Source organism: Coriobacteriia bacterium, from assembly GCA_018368455.1.
Taxonomy (GTDB): domain Bacteria; phylum Actinomycetota; class Coriobacteriia; order Coriobacteriales; family UMGS124; genus JAGZEG01.
Window position 1 is genome coordinate 36,655 of sequence record JAGZEG010000013.1, and the last position, 24,740, is coordinate 61,394.

17 protein-coding genes are annotated in these 24,740 nt (G+C 63.5%); 11 read left to right on the forward strand and 6 right to left on the reverse strand.

The genetic code is table 11. The features are described 5' to 3' along the window. Window positions 1-431: 431 nt before the first annotated feature. Window positions 432-2,150 carry a hypothetical protein gene (locus KHZ24_09160; protein MBS5451358.1) on the reverse strand — a complete coding sequence of 573 codons (1,719 nt, stop codon included), beginning with the start codon at window positions 2,148-2,150 and terminating at the stop codon, window positions 432-434. Between the two features lie 219 nt (window positions 2,151-2,369). Here KHZ24_09160 and KHZ24_09165 point away from each other — a divergent pair, with 219 nt between their 5' ends. The 3 genes from KHZ24_09165 to KHZ24_09175 all read left to right on the forward strand — a co-directional run bounded on the left by KHZ24_09165 (window position 2,370) and on the right by KHZ24_09175 (window position 5,549). Beyond that, a complete protein-coding gene (locus KHZ24_09165; protein MBS5451359.1) occupies window positions 2,370-4,109 on the forward strand; it encodes an ABC transporter substrate-binding protein in 1,740 nt (579 codons plus the stop codon). Window positions 4,110-4,272: 163 nt separating this feature from the next. Continuing rightward, window positions 4,273-5,100 carry a nitroreductase family protein gene (locus KHZ24_09170; GenBank protein MBS5451360.1) on the forward strand — a complete coding sequence of 276 codons (828 nt, stop codon included), beginning with the start codon at window positions 4,273-4,275 and terminating at the stop codon, window positions 5,098-5,100. 245 nt (window positions 5,101-5,345) lie between these two features. Continuing rightward, on the forward strand, window positions 5,346-5,549 hold the full coding sequence (locus KHZ24_09175; GenBank protein MBS5451361.1) for a hypothetical protein: 204 nt from the start codon (window positions 5,346-5,348) through the stop codon (window positions 5,547-5,549). Between the two features lie 10 nt (window positions 5,550-5,559). Here the strand turns inward: KHZ24_09175 and KHZ24_09180 are convergent, their stop codons facing one another. Together KHZ24_09180 and KHZ24_09185 are read right to left on the reverse strand one after the other, a co-directional pair. Beyond that, window positions 5,560-6,042: a hypothetical protein gene (locus KHZ24_09180; protein ID MBS5451362.1), complete on the reverse strand. Its 483-nt coding sequence runs from the start codon at window positions 6,040-6,042 to the stop codon at window positions 5,560-5,562. A gap of 674 nt (window positions 6,043-6,716) precedes the next feature. Continuing rightward, complete coding sequence (locus KHZ24_09185) at window positions 6,717-7,955, reverse strand: hypothetical protein (protein MBS5451363.1); 1,239 nt, start codon at window positions 7,953-7,955, stop codon at window positions 6,717-6,719. A 679-nt stretch (window positions 7,956-8,634) separates the two neighbouring features. On the opposite strand from KHZ24_09185, the gene KHZ24_09190 reads away from it, so the two are divergent. Together KHZ24_09190 and KHZ24_09195 are read left to right on the forward strand one after the other, a co-directional pair. After that, a complete protein-coding gene (locus KHZ24_09190; protein ID MBS5451364.1) occupies window positions 8,635-10,155 on the forward strand; it encodes an FAD-dependent oxidoreductase in 1,521 nt (506 codons plus the stop codon). A gap of 455 nt (window positions 10,156-10,610) precedes the next feature. Further along, window positions 10,611-11,909, forward strand: a complete 1,299-nt coding sequence (locus tag KHZ24_09195; GenBank protein MBS5451365.1) for a chloride channel protein — start codon at window positions 10,611-10,613, stop codon at window positions 11,907-11,909. 161 nt (window positions 11,910-12,070) lie between these two features. On the opposite strand, the gene KHZ24_09200 is transcribed toward KHZ24_09195, so the two are convergent. Then, on the reverse strand, window positions 12,071-13,795 hold the full coding sequence (locus KHZ24_09200; GenBank protein ID MBS5451366.1) for an FAD-binding protein: 1,725 nt from the start codon (window positions 13,793-13,795) through the stop codon (window positions 12,071-12,073). A 261-nt stretch (window positions 13,796-14,056) separates the two neighbouring features. Here KHZ24_09200 and KHZ24_09205 point away from each other — a divergent pair, with 261 nt between their 5' ends. Then, a complete protein-coding gene (locus KHZ24_09205; GenBank protein ID MBS5451367.1) occupies window positions 14,057-15,595 on the forward strand; it encodes a helix-turn-helix transcriptional regulator in 1,539 nt (512 codons plus the stop codon). A gap of 73 nt (window positions 15,596-15,668) precedes the next feature. Then, a complete protein-coding gene (locus KHZ24_09210; protein ID MBS5451368.1) occupies window positions 15,669-16,040 on the forward strand; it encodes an arsenate reductase family protein in 372 nt (123 codons plus the stop codon). 34 nt (window positions 16,041-16,074) lie between these two features. Here KHZ24_09210 and KHZ24_09215 read toward each other — a convergent pair whose 3' ends face one another. Next, window positions 16,075-17,010 (reverse strand): helix-turn-helix transcriptional regulator, encoded by a 936-nt coding sequence (locus KHZ24_09215; protein ID MBS5451369.1) that lies wholly within the window; start codon window positions 17,008-17,010, stop codon window positions 16,075-16,077. Window positions 17,011-17,204: 194 nt separating this feature from the next. Between KHZ24_09215 and KHZ24_09220 the strand changes: the two genes are divergently transcribed. From KHZ24_09220 to dmsD, 3 genes are read left to right on the forward strand one after another with little or no spacing between them, the layout of a single operon-like run. Continuing rightward, the gene (locus KHZ24_09220) at window positions 17,205-19,613 is read left to right on the forward strand and encodes a molybdopterin-dependent oxidoreductase (protein MBS5451370.1); all 2,409 of its coding nucleotides are present in this window, start codon (window positions 17,205-17,207) and stop codon (window positions 19,611-19,613) included. 12 nt (window positions 19,614-19,625) lie between these two features. Then, a complete protein-coding gene (locus tag KHZ24_09225; protein ID MBS5451371.1) occupies window positions 19,626-20,255 on the forward strand; it encodes a 4Fe-4S binding protein in 630 nt (209 codons plus the stop codon). Window positions 20,256-20,277: 22 nt separating this feature from the next. Then, window positions 20,278-20,919 (forward strand): Tat proofreading chaperone DmsD, encoded by a 642-nt coding sequence (gene dmsD, locus KHZ24_09230; GenBank protein MBS5451372.1) that lies wholly within the window; start codon window positions 20,278-20,280, stop codon window positions 20,917-20,919. Between the two features lie 90 nt (window positions 20,920-21,009). Here dmsD and KHZ24_09235 read toward each other — a convergent pair whose 3' ends face one another. After that, window positions 21,010-22,713 (reverse strand): FAD-dependent oxidoreductase, encoded by a 1,704-nt coding sequence (locus KHZ24_09235; protein ID MBS5451373.1) that lies wholly within the window; start codon window positions 22,711-22,713, stop codon window positions 21,010-21,012. A 387-nt stretch (window positions 22,714-23,100) separates the two neighbouring features. Between KHZ24_09235 and KHZ24_09240 the strand changes: the two genes are divergently transcribed. Further along, on the forward strand, window positions 23,101-24,654 hold the full coding sequence (locus tag KHZ24_09240) for a helix-turn-helix transcriptional regulator (GenBank protein MBS5451374.1): 1,554 nt from the start codon (window positions 23,101-23,103) through the stop codon (window positions 24,652-24,654). Window positions 24,655-24,740: the final 86 nt, after the last annotated feature.

Sequence of the window (24,740 nt, forward strand, 5' to 3'; positions counted from 1 at the left end):
CGGGTGGGCCTGTCACACGCGAGGGGGCAGTTGACAGGCTGAGCTGGTGGTTTGCGCACTGGCGGGTTACTTGCGCCTGCGAGCGGGGCTGCGGGGCTCGTGGGGCCGTGAGCTCGCGGGATCGCGGCGCCGGGCGGGGCGCGATGCGCGGTTGTGCGAGGTTTTGCAAAACGGCGGCCCCAGAACGGCCCCGAATTTCGGTTGTGCTGGGTTTGCGGGGGCCGCTGCGGGCGTGCGGGGCGACGCTGCCTAGAGAAACCGCAGGTAAAGGGCTTGCGAGTGGTGATCTCCTTGGGTTTTGCCCCCCGAATCGGCGGCGCAAACCTGGCAGAGCCGCAATTCGCGCCCATTTCCAGCCTCCGGTTTTGCAAAACCTCGCACAACCGCGAGATCTGCCCCTGCGAGCGGGGGCGCATGCCAGTGCATCTCGTCTAGGCCGAGGCCCCGGCGCCGCCATCGCCTTCGCTTCGCATGAGCGCGAGCAAGTCCTGCTTGGAGTGCACGTCGAGCTTGCGGTAGAGCCGCTTCTTGTGCGTGCGCACCGTGTTGTCGGAGACGCCGAGGCGCGCGGCCATGGCGGGCGTGTCGGCGCCCTGCAGGATGAGCGCGAGGATCTCGGCCTCCCGAGGCGTGAGGTCGTAGGCGGGGGACGCCTGCGCGACCCACGTCCCGATGGCGCTCTCGATGCTGGCCGCGGGCCCGTCGGGCCTCCGGGGATCTTCCGATGCGTTGGCGCTGCCGGGCGCCGAATGGCGCTCGCCGCCTTGCCGGTTGCGGACCTGGAGCACGAGCGCCATGGAGAGGACGTAGATGCAGACGACGATGCTGAGCACGAAGCCCAGGTCGCGGTCCTGCCAGAGGTCGCGCGTGAGCATGCTGACGATCGTGCCCAGGCAGGCGAGGACGAAGGCGAGGCCGAGCGCCAGGCTGTATCGGGGGAGCGCCTGCCCTGCGCTATCCGCGGGAGTCTGCGCGCCGATGCTGTGGACGGTGATGACGACGAGCATGAACTCGAAGAAGAAGTTCGCGAGGCAGGCAAAGGCCGTGCTGAAGCCCAGTCCCGTGATGGTGAACAGCGCGAAGCCTGAAACGGCAAAGGGGAACATGGCCTGGAACAGGCCGCCGGGGGAGACGAGGCGGCCGAAGCGGTGCCACAGGGCGAGCATGACGGCGCCGGCGATGAGCGTGAACGTCGGGGAGCCGAGCATGACGGCCGTGCCGTTGGCGCCGCTGTCGAGGGAGACCATGCGCGAGAGCCCGGCGACGAAGCCGAGCGAGCCGAAGCTGAGCGCCGTAACGCCGTAGGAGGCCCACAGCGCGCGGACGGGGCTTGCGCCTGCGGGCGCCGGGGCGCTCTCGGTGGCCGTGCTGCCCGCAGCCGGGTCGTCCGCGCGGTCGGATGCTCCCTCGATTGGGGAGCGCGTGGGAGCTGGGCTGCCTGTCGAGGGGGTGTCGCCGGCCGCCGGTAGGCCTGCCTGCGGGCACGTGGTGGACCTGCCGCCTTGCGCGTGGAGCGCGGTCGAGACAGAGCAGCACACAAGCATGCCGGTGATGGCGTAGGCGACGAGCGCGGGGGCGAACGTCGTGACGAGCGAGGCGAGAGGGAACAACACGCAGGCGCACCCCACGGTCGTGACGAGGGAGCCTATCTCGAGGCGACTCAGCGCCCGTCCCCAGGCGATAAAGCCGGCGGCGAGGCCGAGCCCGAGCGCCGCAGAGGCGCAGGCGAGCAGCAGGGGATGAGCGGCGGTCGCCGACAGTAGCGCTGCGAGCGCGCACAGGCCGCCCGCCAGGCCAATCGCCTCGGCTGCGGGCGCGACGTGCGAGACGCGGCAGGCGAGGGGGTCGCAAGGACGCGCCGAAAGGGCGATGGCCGCCGCCAGGAGGGAGACTCCCAGCACCAAAAAACAGGGGATCGTAAAGAAGGCGTAGATCTGCTCGGTGGAAAACGCACGGTTCGGCGTTGTGACGGCGCCTCCCCAGAACAAAAAGTCCGCTACGGAGAGAAACGCCGCCAGGCCGGCCACGAGCGAGGCGTTGTCGCGCGCGACGTCGATGATGCGACGAAGGGTTGCCGGCGGGTGCGCGCCTTTGCCTGCGGGGGCCTCTGGCGACGCCGCGCTCTTCTGGGTGTCCCCTGCTTGCGACATCCGCCTGCTCGCCCCCAATCCCCGGTTTCGCTTCTCTGTGCCAGCGGGATTTTACTATGCGCCGCCCCGCGCCTCCCGCCCTTGTTTCGCTCCGATGAATCTTCCCTTGTGTCGGGCCCGTTCGAGGGGTATATGCATACGCTAAACTATACCGGCCCGGTCGCGCCGCGCGCGGGGGCCTTCTCGCCCAGGTGGGCTTTTGTGAGATGGGGGTATGTGATGGCATCACGGCAGGTGGGACGCTCCTTCTCGACCACTCCTCAGGGGATTTCGCCTGCGGGCGGGGCATCCGCCCCCTGCGGTCTGGGCAGGCGCCAGTTCCTAGGCGGCGCGGCTGTCGCGGGTGCCCTGCTGGCCGGCCTCCCGCAGATGCCGGGCGTTGCCGTTCCCTCGGTTGCCGGCGCCGCCGAGCCTGCGCCGGTGAAGGGCGGCATTCTGTATCGCGAGATCACGAACCCTGTCGCCATCGACCCGTTCAACGTGAGCGAGAACCAGGGCACGGCGGTCACGAACCTGCTGTTCGACGCGCTGACGATGTACGACTACGAGGCCGGCGAGCTCAAGGGCCTCGCCGCCGAGAGCTGGGAGGGCAACGAGGACGCCACGAGTTTCACGTTCCACCTGCGCCCCGGCATGACGTTCCACAACGGGGACCCCGTGGTCGCCCGGGACTTCGTGCGTGCCTGGAACCGCCTCTGCAGCCCGAACACCAACCCGGACAGCCCCTCGACGGTCTCCTACAACATCTCGATGGTCGCCGGCTACGAGGACGCGGTCAAGGGCGACGGCGAGCTCGACCTGGAGTGCCCCGACGACCTGACGCTTGTCGTCAACTTGGCGCAGCCCTTCGCGGACTTCCCCTACGTCGCCTCCATGCAGTGCCTCTCGCCGGTGCCCGCGGTTGCCATGGATGACTTCGACGCGTTCTTCAAGGCGCCCATCGGCAACGGGCCGTTCCAGATGGACGGCGAGTGGGTTGACAGCCAGTACATCAACCTCAAGCGCTTCGACGGCTACTGGGGAGACGCGCCGCTGATCGACGGCGTCAACTTCGTCATCTTCAAAGACGTCACCGCCGCCTACATGGAGTATCAGGGCGGCACCATTGACATCACGAACATCCCGTCGGGGCAGTACAACCAGCTGATCTCGTCGGTCGGCGAGGCGCCGGACGGCTACACGGCCAACCCGGGCGAGCAGTGCATCCTGGGCGAGACGGTCGCCACGTACTACCTCGTCCTCAACTGCGAGGATGAGACCCTGTCCGACGCTCGCGTGCGCCGCGCTATTTCGTGCGCCATCAACCGGCAGTCCATCTGCGACACCGTGTGGATGGGGACGCGCCGGCCGGCCCAGGGCTTCGTGCCGCCGGTCGTCCACGGGCAGGAGAAGTGCGCGTGGGACGAGTGCGCCTACGACCCCGACAAGGCCGCCGAGCTGCTCGACGAGGCCGGCCACCCGGCGGGGGACGACGGCAAGCGCGGCATCTCACTGAAGCTGTCGTTCAACGCGGGTAGCGGGCATGAGGACGTCATGCAGATGATTCAGTCCGACCTGCAGGCCGTGGGCATCGAGGCCCAGCTGGACGGCATGGAGTGGGCGGCCTACCTCGACCAGATGGGCTCGGGCTCCATCCAGGCGGGCCGCATGACGTGGGGCGGCAGCTACCCGACGCTCGACGCATACTACTACCCGGTGTTTTACTCGACGTCTGAGAGCAACTACTCGCAGTACCACAACGAGGACGTCGACGCCCAGATCGACGCGGCGCGCCAGGTCGTGGACGACGCCGAGCGCGTCGACGCGTATGCGCAGGCAAACGCCTTGATCGCTGCTGACATGCCCGTCGTGCCGATCGCGTATTACTGCTTGAGCTACGTGGCGTCGGGGCGGGCGCACGACCTGTACATCGCGCCGGACGACACGTCGAAGCTTACGAAGGTGTGGCTCGACGCGTAGCGCCTGGCGACCGGCGTGCGGCGGTGCCTGCACGATTTTGGGCGCCGAGGTATCGCGGAAGGCTTCCGGCGGGTGGTTGGGCGCCAGGTTGGGCACGGGCTCCTTTTGAGGCGTCGGGGCGACGACCCGAGGCACGATGATGACACGGAAGGATTTGTGACCCATGAGCGAGCTTGAGTTCTCCAGCGACGGCGCCTCCCCGGTGGCAGGTCCCGTCTTCGAGGCCATCGACGGGCGCTCCTCGACGCGCGCCTTCGCCGGCCAGGCGACCGACGAGCAACGCGCCGCCGTGCTGCATGCGGCCCTGCGCGCCCCGACGGCCGGCAACATGACACTGTACTCCATCATCGACGTCGTGGACCCCGCGCAGCGCGAGCGCGTGACGAAGCTGTGCTACGACCAGCGCTTCATGATGGACGCGAGCCTGATGCTCGTGTTCGTCTGCGACTACGAGCGGATTCTCGACCTGTTCGACTACATGGGGCTGTGGGACGAGGAAGGTGCCCCGGAGCGCCGCGCCCCGGGCTACGGCGAGTTCATGCTGGCGGTTCAGGACGCCATGTGCGCCGCCGAGAACGCCGTCATCGCGGCTGAGGCGCTGGGAATGGGGTCGTGCTACATCGGCAACGTGCTCGACCACGCCGAGGAGATGGCGGAGGTCTTCGGGCTGCCCCCGCACACGGTGCCGCTCTCGCTGCTGGTCATCGGCCCCAAGGCAAAGCTGCGGGCCCAGACGCCGCACATGCAGACCGGTGTGGTCATGCGCGACCGGTACTGCCGGGCGGACGTCGCGACGATGGAGGCCCAAATCGAGGAGATGGACGCCAAGCTCGCGGCGCATTCGTCGCAGGGCAACTCCGGGGCGCGCGTGCGGCGCAACTTCCGCGTGAAGTACGCGACGGAGGACCAGGACCAGATGAACGCGTCGGGCCAGGTCTGGCTCGACCGCTGGGTTGCTTCCGAGCCCCCACGCGACCTGCGGCGCGGGTAGGGACGGGCGGCCTGATTTCTGGCGCTGACGGCGTTGTTTTGAAGAGCGAGTCGCTGGGAATTGCATAGCGAGCCTACCTTGCTATAGTGGGGCAACTTTTCGGTCGCTGCGCTGGGCCGTGGCGCGAGAGGGAGGCGATTTCCACTATGCACGTGACGTACTCCGACAAGCTCAAGGCGTATATGCGCCGCAAGGGGCACTCGACCATCGCCATCGAGATGCACTCGGGCTGCTCCTGAGCGGGCGTGCCCGAACTCGTGGTGAAGTTCGTTGGCGATAGGCTGGCTGATGATCTGCGGCGGCGCGGGTGCAAGGTCGTGCCAGGCGAGATGGGCGACGTGCTCATCCGCCTGCCGGGCGTGGCGCTGCCCGAGGAGATCGCGCTGGACATGCGCAGCTTCCTGGGCCTCAAGGAGCTGACGGCCGCCGGCATCGGGCGGCTGTGGTAGCCGGAGCCGCCTAAGCGGAGAGACGCGCCGTGTAGGTGGCGCTCCTGGTGGCAATCTCCGCGCGGATGAGAGCTTCCTGCTTGGGGGAGATGCCGATGAGGCGAAGCTGCTGCGAGGCGCGTCGACGGGTCTGGAGGGCGTCGTCGAGGTGATCTTGCAGCCAGGCCTGCGCCTCGGCGAGCTTGGCCTCGCGAGCGGCGTCGCCAGAGGCGCGTGCCTCGTCGAGGGCGGCATCCAGCTCGGCAAGGCGGGCTTGGCCGGCGGAGAGGTTGTCGCGGGCGTCTTGGCAGGCGAGGACGAGGCCGACGATGTGCTGGTCGCGCAGGTAGCGCGTCAGGTTGGCGTCGTGGTTGGCCGCCCAGCGAGCGCGCGTCTGGGCGCTGGGGCGACGGTCGTAGTCGGGGCGCGCCGAGCGGTCGGTCGAGAAACGTCCGTTGGAAGTCGATCCCATGTAGTGACGCTCCGCGCATAGCGGCATGATCACGCGTGCCATGACGTACGTGCCTCCCTCACCGATTGCTCCTGGGCCGACGTGAAAGCCGACTTTCCGATGGCATGGGATTGTACCGGAGCCGCCTGGCCGGCGCGGGCGCAGGCCGGCCGAGCATGCAAATTTACCAGCGCGGCACCGCGCGAGGGACGGCTTTTCCATGTGGCGCCGCGCCGCATCGAGTGCAGGCTGGCGGCCGCTTCCTTGCGTGTCAGGTTGGGAGCTTCCCGATGGGGCCACCGGTGGGATCCCTGGTAAAGCTCGAGGCTTCCTCTCAAGGACGGGCGAGTGAGCCCGCGTGCGACGGGCGGAGGGGCGCGGAGCCGACGCCTACGCGATGCCGGGGTAGTTTCGCGCGGAGATGCGACCGAAGGCCGGGCGCTCGCCCGGGTTGCCGCCGCTGCGTGGCCCGGCTCTTCGAGCCGTTGCACACGACGGAGCGTTTTCTGGACAAGAACCGAGCTCGTGAATGGCTCCCTCGTCCTGCTGTGGGGCCAGACATGCGGACGTCGTGAGACGTATCGGTGTAACCGCAGGTACGCTGTCCGCTGCGCATGAGCGTCGCTATGGCGGAGTGACCGACCTATTCACGGGCCCGATCCTTGTCCACGAAGCGCCTCCATTCGGGCGGAGATGGGCATCTAGATAGGGTGGCTTGACCTATCCGGACGCTCCGACTATCTTTCTCCGTCCTCCTGCCTTGGGAACAGCTGTGCCATGCGTTCGACGTGGCGCTCGAATTCGCGGACGTTGAGGTCAATGCCGCTGGCGATGGCCTCGATGCGGCCTGTCGGCATGAGGGGATTGCTCGCGAGGATCTCCAGGGCCTCGTCTCGCCACGCTGAGAGCTCGGCGGGAAATGAGGCGGGCAGCCACGTGTAGTCGTCGAAGAGCCGGAGCTGCTGTTCGGGGCTCTCCGCCGGGTGGCCTGTGAAGGGTCGGGGACTGTAGGCGTAATCGAAGGGATGCTCAAGACGGCGTCGGTCACACCACAGCGAAAAACCGGCATCCCACGTAGGTGCAAATCTCTTATAGCGCAACGTCACGCAGTCGCGAATCACGCCGAAATTACCGGTGTGGCGATCGGCGTTTGCGAGCAAGAAGTCGCACGAGAACACCTGCGATAGGCCGCGTTTTAGGAGGGCCTCATCCAGTCCGGTCGTCCCGAGCGCCTTGAGTACGCTGCCGTACGTGCCGTAGCGCTCCTCGTGGCGATGGCGACGAAGCAGATCGGCTGCCGTCACGAGCTCCTCGTCGGGGCCCAGCATGTTGGGGCAGGTGCAGTATGCAGCGCCGTCGTGCTCAAGAAGCCGGTACGCAACATAGTCTATGGGCGCCAAAAGCCGACGGTACAGTGCGCTGGCGACAATTTCGTTGAAGACGTCCTGGTCAAAGAGGTGCGTACCGGCTTTGACGAGCCACCGTATGCCGCCTTTGCCGATGATCCACTTTTTGGGGACGTCGCCCATGACGGAGCTGTTAGGGCTCATCAGGTCGTCATCGTCGAGTTGGGCTACGGTGGGGCTCAGGGACGGTTCGAGCGTGAGGCGCCCCAGCTCGTCGCTAAAGTCGTTGTCGAAGAAGTTGACGTTCGTCCACGTGAGGTTTGAACCCTCGGGGCGTACCCAATAGCGGTCAGACAGCGACAGCGCAAAGTTACGCTCGAGCAGCTCGGAGGCATCCTCGATGCCCAGGGAGCGTTTGAGACGATCGATCTGGTTGCGCGATGCGGGGATCGAGCGATGCTGCCACCACCAAGAAACATCGGCGGTCGAGATCGTGCCGTCGAGGCCAACGATGGAGGGGGGCGCGAATGAGGGCTCGAGTACGCGGGCAACGTCGACGACGTGGTGGGTGGCCTCGTCGTAGGCGAATGCGAGTACGGGGACGTCTTTGTTGAGCAGCTCATATATCACGATGGCTTGCACCTCCTCCGCATGGCGCTGACCTTGGCAGACATCACCTGTATATACCACAGGCGGGCAGGCCCGGTTTGAGTCGGGCCTGCCCGCCTGGCAAGCTGTGCTTTTCCCGCGTCCTTGCCCCGCCTGTAGTGGGCCGTGGGCTTGGTCGATGGGGCGCGCGGCGACGGGCACGTCGCCCTCTCCTCGCTCGGGCGTGGTTCCCGACCGGCTCTTTGCCGGTTTGGGTGCCATCTACGGCCAGAAACCGGGCTCGTGTACTGCGCCACCGGGGGCTCGAGGGCGCTGGACCCTGGGCTCGGATGAGGTACCTGGGAGAACGCTGCTGGCCGCGGCGTCCCGTGCAGGGCGATCAGTTCACAAGTCCGAGTCTTGGCCACGAAACGAAGCCTCTACAACAGAGGGGACCGCCTATTCGGGGCGGATGCGGCATCGCCGGACAAGCTCTCGTCGCCGTTCTTTCGAGAAAACCCCTCCTTTCACCTGCGCAAACGACGCGCCTCACATGCTTTCGGTGACGCGGGGGCGTATGGTGCCCCGCTATGCTGTGGACGTCCCGGGTCTGCAAGGGGAAGGCCGGGAGTGATCGGACCGCCGCGCCGCGCACGCCGGAGAACAAGAGCCGGGCGCGCCGGCGGGGATCACCGGGAACGACCGAAAGGGGAACCTCATCATGACCACTGCGAATCACGCCACGGAGCTCACGCGCCGTGACCTCGTTAAGTTCGGCGGGGTCGCCTGCCTCGTCGCCGGCGCGTGCGGCGCCACCGCCTCGACGGCGCGCGCAGGGGAGCCCGCCGCAGCTGGCTTCATCGTGGGCACGGCCGACATCAACTTCACGAAGGAGGCCGACGTCCTCATCATCGGCACGGGCGTCGCGGGCCTCTCCGCTGCCATGGAGCCCGCGCTGGCTGGCAAGAAGATCATCCTTGCCGAGAAGAAGGGCGCATTCGGCGGCGACTCGAACGCCTCGTGCTGGTTCATGTTCGGCTCGGGTACGAAGCGCCAGCTGGCCGCTGGCCTGACGACGACCATCGACGACGCCTGGGCCGCCGCTGCCGAGAAGCAGTCCGCTATGTACGAGTACGAGTGGTGGCCTGAGTGGGCCAAGGGCAAGTACTACGCTACGACCGAGTGGTACGACTGCGCCGAGGAGAACTTCGGCTGCGAGTTCGCCGACCCCTGCACCGAGGAGGAGCTGCCGCGCCTGGGCAGCGCCGTCATCCTGCCGGCCAAGGGCATCGCGAGCGGCTACGAGTACGTCATGTCCCCCATCTCCGCCAAGCTCGAGGAGATGGGCTGCGAGTTCGCCTACGACCTCAAGGCGACGTCGCTCATCAAGGACGCCCCCGACGGCGCGGTCATCGGCTGCCGCTTCACGAATGTCGAGGACGGCTCCGTCGTCGACATCAAGGCGGCCGCGACGGTCATCGCCACGGGCTGCTTCATCGACAACGGCGAGATGATGAACGCCTATCTGCCTGACTGGGCGCACTACGGCACGCTTGTCAATGGCAGCAGCATGGGCGAGGGACACTTGCTCGCCGCAGCGGCCGGCGCCAAGCTCGTTGGCATGGATTCCTCCATCGCCAACCACTACGCCAACCTGATGGGCGACCTGCCCAACGCCACGACGTGGGGCTACTGGACGCCGCTCGTGCTCGTGCTGCCCAACGGCAAGCGCTTCATCCAGGAGGGCCAGAGCCACGACGCCGGCCAGGCCTGCGTCGACGCCGGCTACCGCGAGTGGTGGGTCATGTTCGACCAGCGCGCGTTCGACAACCGCAGCATCGCCGCGTCCGTTGCCAACAACGTGTCGATCCACGAGGACGTCTACCGCACGGCCGACACCATCGAGGAGATGGCGACGCTCATGGACGTGCCGGTCGACGCGCTGGTGAGCACGTTTGCCGAGTATGACGGCTATGTCGACGCCGGCGAGGACAAGGCGTTCGGCAAGACGTCGTGGCTCGAGAAGCTGGAGCCGCCGTATCACGCGCTCAAGCTCAACGTCATGCGCTACAAGACGTCGGGCGGCCTGATGTGCGGCCCGAACAACCTGGTGCTCGACGTGAACGATGCCGAGATCCCGGGCCTGTATGCGTGCGGCGCCGTGACGCTGCCCGCTCAGGCGTCCGTCTCTGGCTGCGCTGCGACTGGCTACTTCACCGGCAAGAGCATCGCTCAGGCGTAAGCTTCTGGGCTCCTGCGATAAGCAAAAGCGCGAGTGGGGCGCTGGCGAGGATTCAAAACCTTGCCAGCGCCCCTTTTTGGCGTGTGAGGGACGCCCGGCTTGACGGGGCGAAATGCGCCGGCCGTAGCTCTTCTTCCGTCAGCGCGAAGATGGAAGCTCCCGGTGCAAGGCCTGTGCCGCGGGCCTTTGCGCGCCGCGGCGCTCTCGAGTCGGTGGCGGTTTATGCCGCACCCTGGGTATATATCAGCAAATATCAGGGGGTTGCATGGCCGACTGTGCGTGGGCTTGGTTGCGGGCTCGGCAGTCGGGGTTGCGGAGCGGGCGATTCGGGGGAGCGGGTTTTGGGCGAACGCGAGCAAAATCTTGACGCGTCTCGAGAGACGGGGCGAAACGATGCGCGCCGAGGCGGATCCAGCGCTGGCCGGCATGGCGCTGCTCGGCTGGCAAACGCGGCCGTGTTCGCGGTGCTGGCGGTGCTGCTGGGTGTGCCCATCGGGGTGGTCGCCTGGCTGTTCATGCTGGTCATGCAGCTGACGATGCACCTGGTGTGGGGCGTCGTCCCGCAGCTTTTGGGCATCGCGACTCCCGGGGCGGAGGCTTCGGGCGCAACGGCGGTGACGGAGCCCCTGCTGCCTTTCTGGTTCATTTTGGCGGTGACCATCGTCGGCGCCGTGCTCCTGGCCGCTAACGAGCGGCGTAACGAGCGGCGTGGCGGCATCAAGATCGTCCCCATTATGCAGGCGATCATGCAGGTCAAGAAAGGCAGGCGCTACGACTGGCGCAAGACAGGAGACTATGCGCTGACGGCCCTGCTCCCCCTGACGTTCGGTGCCGCCGTGGGCCCCGAGGCGGGCCTGACGAACGTCATTGCAGCCGCAGCGACTCGCGTGGGCGACACGACGAAGGCACTCGCCGTGACATGTCGGGCCTGCGTGGCGGAGGGCCGTGCCATCCGGCGCTCCGAGGTGCGGGCTGCCCTGCGCGCTGATGGTGGGCCTGGGGTGCCGTCCCCCTTTGCGAGTCGAGTCCAGAAGCGCGTGGCATACGGGCTCATTGCTGCGGGGGCCACGGCGACGTTCTTCCTGCTGGGACACCTTGTGGGCGGAGGACTGACGCTCCCGAGGCTCCCAGGAGCTAGCTGGTCGGTTGACCTGCTGCTCTGGGCTCTTCCTTGCGTGGTGGCGGGCGTGGTGTGCGGCATCCTGTTCGATGCTTTCAGCGCGGGCTCGGCGCGGCTGGCCAGGGCCTTTGGGCGCCACGTCCTGGTGCGGAACCTCGCGGTTGCCCTCGTGTTGTCGTGTGCGGGCGCGGCGATTCCGTGCGTGCTGTTTTCGGGCGAGACCGACTTGTTCGGTGTCGTGGAGGGCTGGCAGGAGTTCGGCCTGGCGACGCTGCTCGCGATGGTGGTGTGCCGCCTCGCGCTTGCCCCGCTGTGCATTGCGTGCGGCTGGGAGGGAGGCCAATTCTTCCCACTTATCTTTGCGGGTGTGGTGGCAGGATATGCGGTGGCGATGCTGACCGGTGCCGATCCTACGTTCTGCGCGGCTTGTTCCTCCGCGGCCCTGCTCGGAACCATCATGCGCCGCCCGCTCCTCGCCGTGGCCACGATGCTACTCGTGATGCCGCTGCCGATGGCCGTGCCCATGGTGCTCGCGGGCTGGGTCGGCGCCGTCGTCCCGCTGCCCAAGGCTCTGGGCGCCGCTCCTGCCAAGCGGCTCGCGGTGGGGCGGCGAGGGGCGGAGCCGAGGGGATAGGCGCAACGCGAGATAGCATCTGATACGTCATTGAGGTGTTGCGGCGTTTGACCGCCCTCTTGTTGGATCACCATCAACTGCGGGCTTTTTTATCGCAGCAGGCTATAAAAACAAGGCCAGGGCGCACGGAATAGCGCGCCCTGGCCTTCAAGTTGGGCAGGCTACTTTGACGCTAGTTCTTTACCAAGCAGATAGGGCATCGTGTTGCAGTTCATGCCCAGGTTATGACCACAAATTGCGAAGTTGTAGCAATTGCCGTATGAGTCCCCTGCCATTATGCCAATGTTGTACAGGCCTTCGATGGGAGTGTCGTCTTCTTCACAGACCTGCATGCTCTCGTTGGTACGTAGACCGCCGGTTACGCATAGGAAGTTGGCCGGTCCCATCGTTAGCTTGCAGGCGAAGAACGGCCCCTCCTTGATTGGGGCGAGCATGCTCGCATCCTTATGGAAGTCTTCGTCGTAACCCTTATCGCACAACTCGTTGTATCGCTCAATAGATATCTTGGCCTGTTCGACATCGATGCCTTCAAGCTGGGCAAGCAAATCGTCGATTGTGTCGGCGCTTACAAATGTTCCGTCTTCGACGCTGGCTTTCCAGCTTTCGAGATAATCCTCGCTGCTCGTAGGGTTCTTTCCCTCGTCCTCAACGATAGTGGTGCCAAATGTTTCCCACTGAGGGAACCATGATGCGTAAGCGGTATCCCAGATGCCATACCGGGTCATATTGGGCTGCATCATCATGGCGTATGTGCCATAAGAGAAGATGACGTCTTCGTTTGAGTAACGTTCGCCCTTTTCATTAAGCAGTAATCCGGAGAAATCTGCGATGGACTGACGATAGGGCATGGGCCCCACGGCATCGATCATGGGTGCGTTTGGCTGACACTTTTGCCATGCTGCACCCACCCACAGGCCCATCTTTTGTCCGTCACCGGGCCCTAGGCCGCCGAACGTGAATTGGGCATTGTAATCGACCTCGTTGTACTGAAGGAGGGGGGCAACCCAACCACAGTATTTTGCCATCATATCCTGGTTCGCACTAAAATCCCCAGTTGCCATCACGATAGCTTTGCGACCGACATACTTAACGTAGTTTCCATCTGGATCTTTTGCTATGACAGCAGAGACGCGCCCCTTATTGTTATCCTCGCGTACGAGCTGTTGGGCGACAGTGCTGTAGTGAATGGTGCCGCCCTGATCCAGAATTTTCTGCTCATACATCTTGATGACATAGCTTTCGCCAATGAATGCGCCAGACTCTGATCCATCGACCGCCTTGACCCAGTTGTGGGAACCTGGCTTGGCCGTGAATGTTCCGTCGGTATCTTCGTAGCCAATCTCCAACGTGGTGGTATATCCTTGAGCCTCCATGAGATCAATGAGCCAGTTCATGGTGGTCGCGCTGTTGTTGACCCACTTCCACCATGCTTTTTGGTCAACGAGATAACCGTTGCGTGCGAGCTCGCGCTTGATCATGCCTACGACGTGCTCGCGATCGTAGTCCTGGATGCCCAATCTTTCTTGTACCTTTGTCCCAATGCCGTGGTTGGAACCCCCTCGAGATACTGGCTGTGAGCTTGCTGCGAACAAAATGACGTCGGCACCGTCTTCTGTGGCGGCAGCGGCGCAGGTAAGTCCTGCTACGCCTGCACCAATAACAATGATATCTGCCTCGTAAGTTTTTGTGATTTCCTCGTCGGAAACAGGATCCGGTGCGATTTCAAAGTCCCATATTCCGTTGTTGACGAGACTGGAATTAATGGTGGTGTTTTCGTCTGCCTCCGCCACTCTGGTGTTTCTGCTCGTGCCCACTGCTAAGACGCCCGCCGCGCTGGCGACGGCGGTGTTCCTTAGGAATGCGCGTCGATCCATAGTGCGTTCCATATTTGCCTCCTTAGATTTGGGCCTTTCTATTGGTGCTTTCGCTCCCCGTTTTGGCCGTGAGCTAGCTCTGGGGCAGTTACGGCCTGTTCGGGTTTTTGCCTAACCTAACCTTAGCTTGCTCTTCATTTGTAACCTCACATGACAGAGGTGATTTTTGGCAAACCTGCAGCTAGATGGCTATGTTATTTGGTGCTATTGTTAGGGTGAGATAATTGATGTCGAGAAGATGACGCATGTTCTTGAGGATCGGGGGGAGTGGCTATGCCGAGGCAAAGGAAGACACTCTATCTGCCAACGGAGCTTCTTGTTGTCTTCGGTTTTGCCCTGTTTCTTGCCCTGGGATCGACTTCGGCGTGGGGTTTGCTCACGCTCTCGGAGATCGTTCGTTACTCCTCTAGCCAGATTTTTTCTTATGAGACAACGAGATCTATCGGGTTTCTTGGCACGCTGTTTTCACTGGGAATTGGGCGTGCGAGAGTGGGGTCTTTATTGAGACTTGATGCCGCATGGGCGTCGGCTATGATGTGGCTGGTGGGGTTTGGCGGACTATTGCTTGGCATGTTCGCTTCCCCGCGGTGGCTGTTTCTAGGCGAAGTGTCTTCCTTTTGCCTGGGGGTTGCCCACGGCCTTTCTTTCGTCATGTGGCAACGGGTGTTCGGGTCGGTGGATCTAAGGGGCGGGGAGGCTTCCTATCAGATTATCGCCGGATCTGCCTTGGGGAGTGTGATCTACCTGCCCATATCTCTGCTTTCGGACGTTTTTCAATATGCGTTGAGTCTTCTCGTCCTCGTTGTGCTTAGCACTGTGACGTTGCTTACATGCTCAAAACGAGTATTTAGGAATGAGTTCACGGACAAGTGTTGTAGCGTCGAGGTCGGTGCGCGTGGAACTGTGGGAAACTTTCTGGTCAGCTCTTGGCGCTATATCGTATGCATATCTGCAATTGGGTATGCAAGTGGAGTGTCTAGAACGATAGCTCGTCTAGGCTCATCTACTGCTACGACTCTCAATGTCGTGCTTGCCATTGGAATGTTGGTCGCGGCTCTGATCCTTATGCCTGCGCATAAAGTCGCTCACGTCGACACGTCCATTGCGTTTAGAAAGGCTTACATGGCGATCTTTCTGATCGTAGTGACGGGCTTTGTCCCCCTACCGTTTCTGGGGGATGCATACGCAGCGCTCTTTGCTGGCATAGCGAATCTTGCGTTTTCCATGGTGTCTATGTTCATGCTGATTACGTGTCTTCGCCTTGCGCGCCTCCGAAACATGGACCCCGCCGCTGTTTTCGGCGTTTTTGCTGGCTTGGTGTATACAGGGGTACTTGCTGGGCGTGTGACGGGCACGATGGTTGGGGGTGCTCCGGGAGCATCGCAGCTACTAACGCTTGTTCTTTTGTCTGTATATATTCTCGCCTTTGTGGGCGTGGCATCTGGGTTTTCGCGTGATGCTGCGAAAATGGGTGATGCTGATAGGGTGATTAGCGGAGACGCGCTTACTCGCGTTGATGAAGCATCGGGCCTTGCTAGGGTACTACCGCTGCGTCCTTCCAATGTGAGAGATAGCGTTGTTGTGGTGTGTGACGCCATTCCGCAGCGATGTGCAAGCATGAGGAAGCTATATGGTCTTTCTCGGCGTGAGACGGACGTGCTCGAGCTCATTATTCGGGGGAGGGATACGTCCCATATGGCGGAAGCCCTCTTCGTTTCTGAGAACACCGTTCGCTCTCATTGCAAAAATTTGTACAAGAAATTGGGTGTTCACAACCGGCAGCAACTGCTGGACGCGTTTGAGAAGGTGTGAGAACTTGGGCTCAATTGCTAGAAAGGATCTTATCCGACCGACGGTTTTGTGCCTCTCGAGATTGGAGCCCGCCATGTCTACGTCTGCGCCCGTCTTGTTCGTCGAATACCCCAAGTGCTCCACGTGCCGCAGGGCCAAGGCGTGGCTCGACGCGCACGGCGTCGCCTACATCGATCGCCACATCGCTGAGGACAATCCCTCTGCTGAGGAGCTCGCCGCCTGGCAACGGGCCAGCGGTCTGCCCGTGCGTCGGTTCTTCAACACGAGCGGCCAGCTCTATCGCGAGCGCGGCGTGAAGGCCCTGCTCGACGCGGGCATGACGGACGAGGAGGCGTTCGCCCTGCTTGCCGAGAACGGCATGCTCGTGAAGCGCCCCGTCGTCGTGGGGAAGGACTTCGTGCTCGTGGGCTTCAAGGAGCCCGAGTGGGAGGCGGCGCTGCTGTAGGGGAGGCCAATTTGTCCGGGGGACTCGCCTCGCTTTAGGGGAGCGTCCCCTGGGTGGCCTTCTCGTGCGCTTGCTTTGGGGCTATGTCTGCATCAAACAGATCGATAATGTCGAGTAAGTCTTGTTTTTTATGCACACCGAGCTTGGCATAAATGTGCTTGCTATGAGCACGAACGGTGTTTTGGGAGATGCCCAGGTCCTCGGCTATACGTTGCGCAGTCTTTCCCCGCGCGATCATCTCGGCGATTTGTGCCTCGCGCTCGGAGAGCTGGTAACACTGGCCTAATAACGCACATCTCTTCGAAAGGCGATCGCGCTTTCGGCTGACGTCTGATGCGCTTCCTTCCGTTTCTCTGGCGCTGCCCAATGACGTGGGAACCAAGAGATCCGCGCAGCTCGCAATCGTGAGTACTTGCGTGATTGCAAAGCTCGCTTCTGTCGGCAACAGCGAGAGGACAATTACGAGGGTCGTTACCAATATGATGGCGAGCACGATGCTCTGTTCGGAGGCCTCGGAGTTCGGGCGTATTAGCAGGCGAATGCGGTTTACAAGCAGCCCGGCTAGGCTAATGGCAGAGATCCCTGTGCAAAGCACTATTGCTGCCGGTGGGACGGAAGCTCCCAATGACATGAGGGCGCAGCCTGCTGTTGCTGCGATATATCCGAGGATAAAAAAGATTCCTGGTATGCGCCGGTGTCCCGGGATCGCCTTGTCCCATGCCGCTATCGCAAAGCACGTCGTGAAAAGCGCTGCAGGCCACAGAATGCTGAGTGTGTGTACGAGCGCAAGATCTTCTCGAACTCCTGCTGGGATGAACCCTCCTTGGGCGTCTACGAGTACAGTGACAAGCAGACAGGCAAGTTGTGGCATTGCCTTTGCTGACCCATGCCTCACGAGGTTCATTTTGTTCCCCCCATAGAAGGCTTCTTGACAAAGTCTCCTCGTCAGGAGGCCCTTTTCTGCCCGCATCCCCCGGTTGAACTCATGGTATCAGGTGGATAGGGTTCTTCCAAACTAGCAGGTAAATACCGTATTACACGTTTCATGTGATGCAATCTCTCGCCGCGCTGGTAGCGTGAGCTCAAGGCTGCTCTGCGCCAAGAAAAAGGGGACGGCGCGGAGCAGATGCACAGGGGATAGGGAAGAGGGGAAAGAGGGGAATCATGGTTCAGAATACCGCTGTCAGCCGTCGCGGCTTTGTTGCGGCGGGAACTGCGCTTGGCGCTCTCGCTGCCGCGGGATCAACCGGTGCGGGCTCGCGCCTGTTCACCGCAGCGCGGGCGAGCGCCGAGGAGGCTCCGGAAGAGAAGATCGTCTGGGGACACTGCGGAAATGCCTGTCCTGCATATTGCTCGCTGCGTATGGTTGTGCGCGATGACGAGATTGTTCGCGTTGACGCATATTCCAAGCCCTCGGATGATCTCGATGACGTTCAGCCGCGCTGCTGTCTGCGCGGGCATTCCTATCGGCGTCTCGTAAATAGCCCCGATCGCATTAATTACCCGCTCAAGCGCGTGGGCAAGCGCGGTGAAGGCAAGTTCGAGCAGATTAGCTGGGATGAGGCGATCGAGCTCATCGCCACGAACTACCGCGACGTCGTTGACACGTATGGCCAGGAGTCGGTCTTTTTGTCGTTTGGCACCGGCGCGTACGGTGTGACGGCTCGCCCGTGGTTCCGCCTGCTCAACTCGCTGGGCGGCTACCTGTCATACTACGGCAACTACAGTAATGGCCAGATGCTCTGGATCGCCCCGTATATCTATGGCGCTGGCGTGACGGTGGGCTCGACTATTAAGGCCGCTCGCGATGCTGACCTCGTGCTCATGTTTGGTGCGGCGGCAACGGAGACGCGTGCTGGCGGAGCTGCTTCCCACCACGACTACGTTGCCATGCGCGAGACGACGAAGGGCAAGATCTACGTCATCGACCCACGCATGAACGATTCTCTGCTCGGCCATTCCGACCAGTGGCTGCCCATCAACCCCGGTACGGACGGTGCGCTGGTGGCGGGACTTGCCCACGAGCTCATCGCCAACGACTGGTGCGACGTTGACTTCCTGCACACCTACTGCGTGGGCTTCGACGAGGAGACCATGCCCGAGAGTGCCAAGGGCCAGAACAAGTCCTATACCGATTACATCATGGGCACCGGCTACGACATGGTGGAGAAGACGCCGGAGTGGGCTGCGCCTATCTGCGGCATTTCGGCTGACAAGATTCGCGACCTCGCCAAGGAGATCCACGGGGCAAAGGTGCTGCACGTCAATCAGAGCTGGGGCCCCAACCGCCGCTCCAATGGCGAGATGCAGGTGTGGTCTATCTGCATGCTACCAATCTTGACGGGCCAGATCGGCCTGCCCGGTACGAGCAACGGCCTGCGCGAGGCCAACTACGCCGTTTCGGTTCCAAACATGCCGACGCTCGATAACCCGGTGAAGACGCAGGTCTCCGTGTTTTCGCTCGTGGACGCCATCGATCGCGGTGATCAAATGACCGAGCGAGCTGACGGCGTTGTTGGGAAGGAGAAGCTCGACCACCCCGTCAAGTTCGCCGTGGCGTTTGCTAGTAACCTGCTCACGAACCAGAACTCCGACATCAACTGGGTGCACGACGTCCTTGTCGACGAGAGCAAGTGCCAGTTCATTCTGGGGTGCGAGATCCAGATGACAGACTCCATGAAGTACTGCGATGTCATTCTGCCTGACTATTACCGCTTTGAGCAGGAGTCCATGCTTGGCGGTGGTGGCGACGACGGTTATCTGACGTTTGGCCAGGCGCCTTACGAGCATGAGAAATTTGAGCGCAAGACTGGCTACGACGCCTGCACGCTCATCGCCGATGCCCTGGGCGTGAAGGACGTGTTTACCGATGGGGGCAAGACCCAAAGCGACTGGATTCGCGAGGCGTATGAGACGGCGCGCGAGAAAGATGCCGAGCTGCCTACGTACGACGAGATGAAGGAGATGGGTGTCTATACGAGGAAGTGCCCCACGGGTGCCGTTATCGCTCTGGAGGCATTCCGCAAGGATTCCGAGGCGAATCCTCTCAAGACGCCGTCTGGCAAAATAGAGATCTACTCCGAACAGCTTGACGAATACATCCAGAATCATGACTTCGCTGACGACGACGTCGTTGCCCCTATCGCCGTGTATGCGCCTGAGTGGTATGGCGTTGAGACGACGACGGACGAATACCCGCTTGTCGTGACGGGCTTCCACAGCCGTGCCCGCGTGGGCTCGTCGTGGGGCAACGTTGACGTTATCAAGGAGCTCAACCCGCAGGAAGCGTGGATGAACCCGGCTGATGCCGAGCCGCGCGGCATCGTGAGCGGCGATCGCATCCGTGTGTACAACGACTTTGGAGAGATCGAGCTGGGCGTCCGCGTGACGCCGCGCATCGTCCCCGGCGTTGTTGGTGTGCCGACCGGCGCTTGGCATGATGCCGATATGGATGGCGACCGCGTTGATCGCGGCGGCAACTTGAATGTCCTCACGACGCACCGCCCCACGCCGTTTGGCAAGTGCGACCCGCAGCATACCAACATCGGCCAGGTCATCAAGGTGACCGAGTAACGGGGGACAAAAATGACTCAGTATGCTTTCTACTTTGATGGAACACGCTGCTCTGGTTGCAAGACGTGCGTATACGCGTGCAAGGACGCCTATGACCTCGAGCTCGGGCAAGCGTTGCGCCGGGTCTACGAATATGTGGGTGGCGAGACGGTTAAGGACGAAGGCGGCTGCTTCTCTACGACGTGCTTTAGCTATCCGGTGTCTGTGGCGTGCAACCACTGCGAGCGCCCCTCGTGTGTTGAGGCTTGCCCTACAGGTGCTATGAGCAAGAGCGAGTCAACTGGACTCGTTTCGGTTGATCAGAATGCGTGTATTGCTTGCGGGAGCTGCGTGAGCGCTTGCCCCTACGGTGCTCCGAAGGTCGACGCCGAAGCCGGGTTTACTCGCAAGTGCGATGGATGTGCTGCGCTGGTCGAGAAGGGGGAGCAGCCGTACTGCGTTGCTTCGTGTCCTGCGCGGGCCCTGGATTTTGGGCCGATGGACGAGCTGGTTGAGAAATATCCCGATGCAGCTGTGCTCGATCTCGCTCCGCTGCCCGGTCCTGACCAGACGGGTCCCTGCATGCTCGTGCGCGCCTGCAAGGATGCGCGACCGTCCGGTGACACTGACGGCGAGCTGGCAAATCCGGTTGAGGTCATGTAGCTGCGTTGGGGTGAGGGCGGCCATGGGTGTGCTTTCCGATAGGTGGACAGAGGTTTCGTTTGTGGGGTCAACGTTGGGGCCACTATTTCTAGAGGATCCCCAGAAAGGTGACGCCGCTGAGCTCATGGCCACCCTCGCGGATCTCGACGTTGACGCGGCGGCTCGAGAATGGCCGTTTGTCGAGGAGGACGCTGCCCGTGAGGGGCTCGCGCTCATGGCGCGTGGGCTGGACGACGGGCCCCGAGCGGAGGATCTGACGTGGGAGTATCGGCGCCTGTTCGTGGGGCCCCTGCCCAAGGTCGCGCCCCCATGGGGATCTGTCTACACCGACAAGGACTGCGTGGTATTTGGGGAGTCCTGTCTCGAGCTGCGGTCATGGATGCGACGCAACGGCATTGGGCGCCAGGGCACGACTGATACGCCCGAGGATCACATAGGGCTGCTGCTTGAGCTCCTTGCCTGGCTGGCAGAAAACAAACCGGAGCTGCTTGAAGAGTGCCTGCGTCTGCACGTGCTTCCCTGGTCGCACCACTTCTTTGAGTTGATGGGCCGCGAGGTACGGCATCCGTTCTATCGGGGTCTTGCTTTGCTATGCGACGCGTCGCTTGAGGGCATGCGTATGTGCGCTGACATCGAGGTGACCTATCCGCACTTTTTCCGGTGAGAGGTGCGGTTTGCACATGACAAAAGGCCCCGCCCGCAAGCAATTGCTTGCGGGCGGGGCCCATCGTTTTGCCGGGCCTGATGTGCGTCCTTACAACGCGGCGAGGATCTTGCCCACGAGCATGCCGTGGGTCATCGCCATGCCGTGGCTGATGCCGGGGCACGGCAGCGGGTAGTCGACCAGGAAGCGGCCGCCCTGAGCGTTGCCTACGGCGTACAGGCCGGGGATCGGCTCGTCCTCGGTGTCGAGCACCTGGAAGTCCGTCGTCGTCTCCAGGCCGCCCATGCACACGAGCAGCACGGTGTCCGTAAGCTTGTAGGCGTAGAACGGCGCCTTCTCGATGGCGAACATGCGGTCGGCGCGCTTGCCGAAGTCCTCGTCCTCGCCGGCTGCCGCCAGCTCGTTGTAGCGCTCGATCGTGGCCTTGAGGGCCTCGACCTCGACGCCCATCTTCTCGGCCAGCTCCTCGATCGTGTTGGCCTGCACGCCGACGTCGGTGGCCATGGCCTCGTCGAACATCTCCTGCGAGATGAAGGCGTTACGGCCGTACGAACCGCCGGGCACCTTGTCGGCGTCGACGTACCAGCTGACGTTGCCGTGGCCGCAGTCCATGTACTGCAGCTGCTCGGGCCAGCTGGCGTCGAAGATCTGCCACGCCGTCTTCTTGGGCAGGCGCGACAGCTGGTTCTGGAACGGCTGGCCGCCCACATCCTCGTTCATGAAGCGCTCGCCGTAGATGTCGGTGAGCAGGAAGGCGTCCATGCCCAGCGGGCCGCCCAGGTGGTGCGTCATCGGGGCGAGCGGGCCGTCTTCCATCTTGGCGCCGATCCACATGCCCATGCACTGGCCGTCGCCGGTGTTCGTGGGCTCGCCGGCGGCGTCGCGGTTCGGGAAGATGCTGGCGAAGCGCGTGGCCCACGGCACATAGTGCTCCATCATGGCCTTGTTGCCGGCGAAGTCGCCCGTGGCGAGCAGCACGGCCTTGGCGGCATTGACCTGCGAGTAGTTGCCGTCAACATCCTGGCAGATGACGCCGGTGACCGGACCCTCGTTGTTCTCGCGGACGAGCTGGCGCGCCCACGTCGAGAACTTGAACGTCACGCCGGCCTCGACACAGATGTTGTAGATGGCCTCGACCCACGGCGACATCGTCGGCAGCGTGATCTGGCAGTCGCTGAAGATCGGGTAGTAGTTGTCGGCCGTGTTGGCGTTGTCCGGCTCGGGCCAGTGTGTCTTGCGCACGGAGAGGTGGCCCTCCTCCTCGTCATAGGGGTCGCTCTCGGCCTCGACGACGTACTTGCCCTCCATCGGGGCGAGGAACCAGTCGAACGCCTCACCGGAGTGGTCTGCCCACAGGTTGAGGAGACGCTGGTTGGGGCGGTAGCCGCACTCCTTCATGATCTGGCCCACCGCGGCATTCTTGTCGAGCTCGATGCCCAGGTCCTCCTGGATCTTGCCGCCGATGGTGCCGAACTGGTTCGAACGGCACTGCCAGGTGTCGGCCTTCTCGATGACGACGATGCTCGTCGCGCCGGCCTCGACAGCCGCGCGGCAGGCGCACAGGCCGGAGAGGGCCGCGCCCACGATGACGATGTCGGCGTCGATGGTCTCCTTGATGTCGGCGGCGTCGATCGCGGCGGGCGCCTGCATGAAACTGGGCGTGGCCGCGGCGTCGGCGGAAGCGGCCTTCTCGTCGGCCAGGGCCATGCCGGCCGTGCCGGCCAGGGCGGCGGCGCCGGCGACGGCGGTCGCGCCGGCGACGAACGAGCGGCGGGTGAACGTGCTGTCTGCCATGAAGTCCTCCTTGCTGGGTGGTGCGTTGCGGTCGAGGCGCCAAGCACAAGGCCCGGCGTCGTGTGAACGAGTCGAAGAATAGGCTGGGGCATCGGCAAGAGGCATCCACCAAACGGGTTGCCTTTGGAATGGGCGGGAATCGTGCTAGTCCTTCTCCGTCGCCACAGGTAGAATGCGGTGCCGGGGATGTCATCATCCATTTTGGTCAGCCGCGGGGGAGGATCGCTGGGGCTGAACCGCTCCTTGTTGATGGGCGCTTGTGCCTATTGAGGGGCTCCGGGATCGACCCGTCTGCGTCCTTTCGGGTGAGACGACGAGCTTTCCGTGGGGCGTCTAACAGGTGCGGCATCGCGAGGGCGGGGCACGGCGAGAGGGGAGGTGGGGTGCGTGGACAAGGAACTTCCGAAGGCGGGCGCCCCATCGGCCTCGCTGTTCGCATCGTGCGTCGTGGGACTTGGCCTCTACTGGGCGTGGACGTTCTTCTCGTTCAACCAGCCGATGACGCCTGCGCTGCCCGTCTTCGTTGCGCACGTGGCGTCGATGGCGGGCGCGTCCGTCTCCTTCTTGGGCGTCGCGCTGGCATGGCGCAGGCTCGCCCCGCTGTGCGCGCGTCGCGGCCTGCTGTTGGCGTGCGGCATCGTGACGACGCTGACGACCCCTCTCTACCTGCTGACCGGTATTCCCCAGGTGGCGGCGATCGCCGGGGCGGTTATCTCAGGGTTCACGGTGGCGGCGCTCGTGTGTGCGCTCGCGGAGGCGTTTTCCCGCCTGCCGGCGAGCGGGCTGCTCAGCGGGACGTCGCTTGTCTTCCTGATCGCCTACGCGCTAATGCTCGCGTTTACCCTGCTCGTCGACGTCGCGCCGCGTGCGGTGATCGTAGCCCTTGTGAGCGCGCTGCCAACGGTGTCCGCCATCGTCCTGGCCAGGTTGCCGCGCGACGGGGCTGCCGCGCGGGGTGGATCCGCCGGGCTGTCCGGTGGCCCGGATACCGCGACACTGCCTTTGCTGCTGCGGAGCCTGCCATGGCGCACGTTCGTCATCATCGCGTTCATGTACGTCGCGATCGGCGGGATGCGCCTCTATGTCGAGCAGGTTGCGGGCAGCCTCACGCTGGACATGGGATGCCTGGCCGCGGGCATCGTGCTGCTGGCGCTGATGGTGGCGACGACCCAGTATGTTGGGCGCCGTCGCCCGTTCGCCTCGCTTGGTACGTTTTACAAGGTGGCGCTGCCGCTCGTCATCGTTGGCTATGTCGTGCTGTTGGCGGCGGATCGGCAGGCGACGGGGCTGCTCACGGTTATCGCGCAGATGGTGAGCCTCGTTTCGGAGTGCCTGTGCTGGGTGCTCATCGTCGAGAGCGCGCGGGAGCGGGGCGTGCCGGCGCTCGTCGTTATCGGCGTCGGCCGCTTCGTCGTGCAGCTGGGCATGTCGCTGGGTGAGATCGCTGGCCTCGCGATGCTGGACAACCTGCTGCCGTTTGGCATCGCGACAGTGTTTCTGCTGGTGCTGGCGTTCGTGTTCCTGTTCTCCGAGCGCGAGACGTCCGTGCGTCTCGGGACAGCCCCCGCGAGCGCCGATGCGGCGGTCTGGGGACTCGCGCCCGCTCCGGCGACTTCTGACGAGGACGTGCCTGCAGGGGAGGGCTGCGCGCCGGAAACCCCGCGCGGGGGAGATGCTCCCGCGGCCGTTGGGGCTCCGACTGGTTCGGATGCGCTACGCGCCGCGCAGGCTATCCGCCCGTCTGCACCCGATGCGTGGGGCCTCACCGATCGCGAGCAGGTGGTGCTCGACCTGTGGGTGACGAGCCATGGGCTGCGCTCCATCGCCGGCACGCTCAACGTCTCGGAGTCCACCGTAAAGACGCACGTCCGCCACATCTACGAGAAGTCCGGCGTCCACAGCCGCGCCGAACTCATCGAGCTGCTGGACGAGCTGGGATAACTGCTTGCCACGTACGCAAGGCATGCATTTTCGGCTGCCCATGCCAAAGACGGATGGCATGGGGTATCGTGCTGACATGTGACATA